The organism is Vibrio sp. Vb2960 (genome assembly GCF_033337665.1).
GTDB lineage: Bacteria > Pseudomonadota > Gammaproteobacteria > Enterobacterales > Vibrionaceae > Vibrio > Vibrio alginolyticus.
Map to the genome: position 1 here is coordinate 1 of NZ_JAWORD010000049.1, position 4,458 is coordinate 4,458.

Genomic DNA, 4,458 nt, shown 5'->3' on the forward strand with positions numbered 1-4,458 from the left:
CTATGCGTTGGTTTTAATGGTTAAGGTGGTATGCGGAGGCTTCGGTATTGCGTGCCTCACACCTTAACAAGGCGTTAGTACGGGTTTGACATCAAAGGTCATAAGTTTTGGTGTTTATCTGTTTTGGCGCTCGTCTTTACACCTTTCAGTTAGTGCCTCTCACGTTCTTTCCGGTGGCACTATATGCGGAGTTTTCGCTTTGACTTCACCGTTTACGGTTTCTAACTTTCGGGCTATTTCTTTGGTGTGGTTTCTTTGATGCTGGTAAATTTTCATCAACACTGAGTTTCTTTGGCGCTGTCGTTTAGTTCTAAAGCCCGTCTTTTTTGCTAATTTGAAAACGGCGGCAATAGGGCAGTTAAGCAAGTTTTTCTTCTAGCCAGCTTACGTTTTGAGATTGAGTTCTAGTTTGGCAGTTGTCCCTTTGGCTTCAGAGTTTTAAGCCAAAAGTTTCGTGTTATATTTCAATATCTTGGCGTGTGACAAAGGCTTTAAGGCAGCGTACTAACAAACAATTCAAGAGGGATTCGTAACGCGTGGCATTTTTACTATGCGTTAATTTTAGTGATTAAGGTGGTTTACGGCGGCTTTTGTATTGCGTTACTCACCCCTTAATTGGGCGTTATGGCTCAGTTTTATTTAAGTAAATTGGAAAATTAAAGTGAAGAAGTATTTAATTTCTATGGCAGTAGTTGCTGTTATTTCTGGTTGTGTGAGTGTAAGTAAAGAGCATCGCTTGTCACCCAGCTTTCAATCGTTAGAATTCAATTCTTTATTATCAGAGTATAAAGCTCGTCCTACTTTCGTATCGCTTTTAGAAATGAGTGATGGCGAAGAAGTTCTAAACATTAAAATGGATAGTTATCTTGCTTCCAGTGACGGTATCAAACCAAGCATTTCAATATCTCGTAAGTATGTCGATGAAAACATCGAGGCTATTGAAAAGTACTTAAAATGGAACAAGCTTGCACTTGATAGGAAAGATCAGTTTACAAAAGAAATCGCAATTACAAAGTCTTGGGACAATGCTGGTGTAACTGTTGAAAATAGGTACACATTCCATTCAGGAAACGAGTTTAACCATTACCTTGAGATCGTCACCTGTTCTCTAGGTATATGTAACCCTTCGCAAAAGTCACCAATTATGCTCAATTCAAACGGCGCAACGGAACTAGTAAAAGAATTGAACGACTTCAGGACTGGTAGCGTTTCTAAAACGAATGTAGACAGCGTATACAACTAAGCCATAACAAACTGTTTAAGAGTGATTCGCAACGCTTGGCATTTTTACTATGCGTTGCGTTTAGTGTCTAAGGTGGTATGCGGTGACTTCGGCATTGCGTTGCTCACACCTTAACAGGGCGTTATGTGAACTCAATCAAGCGCCAAAGTTAGCATCCTCTGGAATTGTATAGAATCTGGAGTTTTGTAGCTCTTCCAATGTTATTGCGCTTAATCCGACGTTTTCACGGTTTAGATTTACCCATTGTAGAAAGTTCATTTTTGGGACAGTCGCTATAAACCTTTTACGTAAAGCAGGACTAGTCACAGGGATAGTTAGCCCAACAGATTTGAATGCAGCTTTGATAATCTTAATATCACATCGATACAACTCTCGGGAGTAATCTGCACCGGTACAGTTGAGGTAGTTGAGTTCAATATTGTGGTGATATAACTGACGTGAAACTTCTACTTCTTGACTGTGAGCGGTTATAGTTCCAACTTTACGTACAAAATGGTATTCCCAGTCTTTCACTTCTCCAATACCAGTAGTTTTCAATTGGGACAGTCGTGCTTTGGGGTTGCTAGTAATGCCAATCTTAAAAATATGTAGTGCTGGTGAGTAGGCGATATAGATATGGTCACAACGATATTTATTGTTCCTAAACGGAGTTTTAAGGGCTTCTTCCAAGCTATTTCTGTCCATTCAAATCACCGTACTGTATGTTTGTGCAAAGGTTAGCATGGTGTGAGCTGAATAATATTGAGATTTGTCAAAAGCAAATGGTTGAAAGTACACATAACAATCTGTTTAAGAGTGATTCGCAACGCTTGGCATTTTTGCTATGCGTTGCGTCAGGTGTTTAAGGTATTATACGGGAGCATCGGTATTGCGTTGCTCACACCTTAACAGGGCGTTAGTCGCCAGAAAAAGCTAGCAATCAAAATCATGTTTCTAAGCTCAAAACTTGGCTACTGGTTGTTTGATTCATAGTTCCATCTTCGACGGTCAAAGCTCATTTTCATTGGTTCTAAATCAATGCATTGCTATTTTTCAAGCGGTTGTTTCGTTCTTTGGTGGTGATAGAGCGGGGCAATCGAAAATCTGTTTTTGGTTGCAAATCTGCTCGGTGAGCTTGTTGGTTTAAAGGCTTATTTACTTGCTGAAAAGACGTTTTCTCTGGTGTTGTAAGTTCCACGTGGTTTCAGTGACTTTGTTGAAAGTCCGCACTGTGAGATTGGCTTTCCAAAGGCTCTTTTTGGTGTTGTCAGTCCGTTTTCTGCGGCGTTGTTAATTCCAAGTGGTTTCATTGAGTAGCCGCTTTGAGACTACGTCTGACTTGAATGCATCAAAGCACATAAAGTTTGTTGTTCGCAAAGTTTAGTTCGGCTTAAAATTGTCGCTCGGTGCCTCGCGACTAACAAACTGCTCAAGAGGGATTCGCAACGCGTGGCATTTTTACTATGCGTTGAATTTAGTGATTAAGGTGGTATGCAGCGGCTTAGGTATTGCGTTGCTCACCCCTTAGCAGGGCGTTAGTTGTTTTACCAAACTTCGGAATAATAGGAAGCAATTGTGATCATTAATAAGAACTGGGATTTAGATGTCGCGTTTGAAGTAATCAACGATAGGTATTATCCCGGCGGTTTGCAAAGTGGTCCTCAACGGAATAGACAAATTGAAACTTGGGGTCAACTGGTTGGTAAAACTAGAGCACTTGAACAACTAGATTCGTTGATCGCGAGTTGTGGCTCTATAAATAAAATGTCTCAGTCTGTCCGTATGAGTTCGGGGAGCATTAAAAAACTTAGAACATTTTTTGAGTCTCTTCCTGATGAACTGGAAATCGTTGCTGATAATGTTCAGCATAGATTCATTGAGGGTGAGGTTTGTTCTCTAGAAGAAGATTTGACCCATGAGTTTAAAGAAGTAAAAGGAAGTAACCCTGCTAAATCTATCCAGAACTTGGTTGACGAATACGTGGTTGCATTCCTTAACGGATCTGGTGGCAGTATTTTCTGGGGAATTTGCGATGATGGTAAGGTGAAAAGTTTACATCTATCAACGGCACAAAAGGACGAAATAAACAAAGTAGTTAACGCTAAGATTGGTACGATTCAGCCAGCAATAGATCCAACAAAAATCACCGTTAGATTTCACTCAGTAATAAATACCGAGAGTGGGTATGTTTTTGAAGTAAACGTCCCAAAGTCAAACACCATTGGTTTGTTTTTCAATTCATCTGGTGACACTTGGGTTCGAGTAAATGGCTGCAAGCAAAAATTAAAAGGTTTAGCTCTACAAGATTATATTCTAGAGCGTATGCAAAAAAACAACTAACAAACTGTTCAAGAGTGATTCGCAACGCGTGGCATTTTTACCATGCGTTGGTTTAAGTGATTAAGGTGGTATGCGGGAGCTTCGGCATTGCGTTGCTCACACCTTAACAGAGCGTTAGGTCTCTAGAGTATTTCTCATGCAATTGGTTATCAAAATCATATCAATTTTATTCTTTCTTCAAATATTAAATGTTAATGGAGCTGACGTGGAACTAGAATCGAAACACATAGAATTATCTACTGATACTTGGGTTTTATCTTTACCTGAGTCATGGAAGCCTGAATCTATAGAAGGTGGGGTTAGAGTTGATTCAGCAGATGGGATTTTTTCGATTTATGTATCCACATACAATGTTGATACTCCTTTGAGTGGTTGGGCACAACGAGATCTCGAAATTGTTAAAAACTCCAAGCATTCAAACCCAGAAAATAATTTTAAATACATGCAAGAAACAATAGATTTTGATTCAAACATCCAGTCCTTTGTACTTGATGCATATGACAAAAAAAGTAGCTTTAGAATTTATACACAACACTTTCGAATGGGTAATAAGCTTGTGACTTTTTCTATTCATGATTACTGGTGTCAGTCTTATGAAAATTCGGTCAACTTTACACAAGAATTACTAAAAGGTTTTAAAATCAAGACCTAACAAGGCGTTTAAGGCGGATTCACAACGCTTGGCGGTTTTGGTTCAAGTTAACTTAAGTGTTTAAGGTACAATGGTTTAAGTTTAGTGGTTGGCGTTGTTCACCACTTAACGCGGCGTTAGCATACTTTGATAGGAGTTCAGATGTCTACGATAGTCGAACAAATTGTTAATCGTGAAATTGACTCGGTCATCGTGTACGAATCTGACCAAGTTATAGCTTTTGCAGATCATGATCCAATCAACT

General features: G+C 39.4%; 4 protein-coding genes and 1 pseudogene. 4 read left to right on the forward strand and 1 reads right to left on the reverse strand.

Annotation, left to right across the window (positions count from 1 at the left end):
- The first annotated feature begins 661 nt into the window (after positions 1-661).
- Positions 662-1,243, forward strand: a complete 582-nt coding sequence (locus tag R7O03_RS22450; RefSeq protein WP_258669250.1) for a hypothetical protein — start codon at positions 662-664, stop codon at positions 1,241-1,243.
- Positions 1,244-1,378: 135 nt separating this feature from the next.
- Here the strand turns inward: R7O03_RS22450 and R7O03_RS22455 are convergent, their stop codons facing one another.
- Positions 1,379-1,927, reverse strand: coding sequence for a GIY-YIG nuclease family protein (locus R7O03_RS22455; RefSeq protein ID WP_031813940.1), 549 nt, complete (start codon positions 1,925-1,927; stop codon positions 1,379-1,381).
- A gap of 870 nt (positions 1,928-2,797) precedes the next feature.
- Between R7O03_RS22455 and R7O03_RS22460 the strand changes: the two genes are divergently transcribed.
- The 3 genes and pseudogenes from R7O03_RS22460 to R7O03_RS22470 all read left to right on the forward strand — a co-directional run.
- Positions 2,798-3,562, forward strand: coding sequence for an ATP-binding protein (locus tag R7O03_RS22460; RefSeq protein ID WP_079402862.1), 765 nt, complete (start codon positions 2,798-2,800; stop codon positions 3,560-3,562).
- 136 nt (positions 3,563-3,698) lie between these two features.
- A complete protein-coding gene (locus tag R7O03_RS22465) occupies positions 3,699-4,214 on the forward strand; it encodes a hypothetical protein (protein ID WP_318132061.1) in 516 nt (171 codons plus the stop codon).
- Between the two features lie 141 nt (positions 4,215-4,355).
- Positions 4,356-4,458: pseudogene (locus R7O03_RS22470) on the forward strand (HIT family protein); the annotation flags it as partial.

Excerpts from the sequence above, each read along its gene's own strand:
- R7O03_RS22455 (WP_031813940.1), bottom strand. The coding sequence starts at position 1,927 with ATGGACAGAAATAGCTTGGAAGAAGCCCTTAAAACTCCGTTTAGGAAC.
- R7O03_RS22465 (WP_318132061.1), top strand. The coding sequence starts at position 3,699 with ATGCAATTGGTTATCAAAATCATATCAATTTTATTCTTTCTTCAAATA.